This is a genomic window from Enterococcus sp. 3H8_DIV0648, from assembly GCF_002140655.1.
Taxonomy (GTDB): domain Bacteria; phylum Bacillota; class Bacilli; order Lactobacillales; family Enterococcaceae; genus Enterococcus_A; species Enterococcus_A hulanensis.
The window spans coordinates 3,315,704-3,316,871 of record NZ_NGLG01000001.1 but is presented as its reverse complement, the minus strand read 5'-3'; the positions used below and the strand labels follow the sequence as shown (position 1 = coordinate 3,316,871).

Sequence of the window (1,168 nt, the reverse complement as noted above, 5' to 3'; positions counted from 1 at the left end):
AGATGTGTATTTCTCTCTTCATTTATATCATTGATTATCATTTCGAGTAAAGTTTCTTCTATATCCTCAGATTTTAAATCCGAAATTCCATAGGAAAATATTTCAAACTCAACATCACTATTGCTATACAAAACCCTATCAATACGATTGATATCAGACTTATTATCTTCTACAACCCCAATTTTATATATCAATAAAATCAGCTCCTAAATATAACATCTATTTTAAATCCATCAATATAATCTTCATCTACGCTCGCTCTCCCACCATTTCTAATAGCTGCTTCGCTTAAAATCCATAACCCTAAACCAGTACCTTCCTCTTTGGGCTTACTACTTTTTCCAGGTATGAAGACTTGATCTGATGAATTCTTAAATTTTGAAGAAATCTTTGGACCATTATTCGATAATTCAAGTTTTAGATTTTGATTTTTATCAAGTGACAACTTAACAAAGATAGTTCGATTTTCATCTCTCTTCTCAAGAAAATATGCTGAGTTTAAAATGAAATTATTGATGATAAGATATAGATCGATTTCAGCAATATTTTTTGAAAAATACTCTTCCATTTCAAATCTCTGGTCTACTAAAATAAATTTTGAATCTAACAATGGCTGCCAGACTTTGAAAATATCCTTAATTGACTGAACTAATTCAATTTTATCAGGATTAAGTTTTTCCCTATCAATCGGATTTGTCATAACGCCCAACCACGAAGCTAACATTTTATCTGTAACTTCATATTCATCTATTAAAGTATACGGATTAAATGATGGACGTCCTGAAAAAGGCTTCCCTTTAAGAATATAATCAATTGTAGCTCTAAAATGATCATTTCTAGAGGCTAAATCCGTAGAAACGCTTTTAATTTCATGAGCAAAGGTACTCGCCATAACTCCTGAAGAACTTAGTGACATCAATAATTTGACGACCTCTTCGCTGTCATACGAGTCACCAACAATCGCTTCGATAGCTTCTTCAATTTCTTCAGAAGAAAAAGAACTGTCTGATTCTAATTGAGTATCTTCTGATTTTGAGTCAGAATTATCGCTAGAGTCTTTCTTAAGTTGTCTTGTGTCTTTTTTTCCATCAATATTTGGCTCTTCAGCTTTGTTTAGTTCAGACTTTACTTTATTTAAAAACATCTGTTTTCTTTCTCTTTTAATATT

At 31.2% G+C, this 1,168-nt stretch carries 2 protein-coding genes; both read right to left on the bottom strand.

Going from position 1 to position 1,168, the window contains the following annotated elements:
* On the bottom strand, positions 1-194 hold a 194-nt coding region (locus A5875_RS23735; RefSeq protein WP_176244692.1), incomplete at its 3' end, for a hypothetical protein.
* A 5-nt stretch (positions 195-199) separates the two neighbouring features.
* A partial coding sequence (locus A5875_RS15265) for an ATP-binding protein (protein WP_217809351.1) occupies positions 200-1,168 on the bottom strand: 969 nt, incomplete at its 5' end.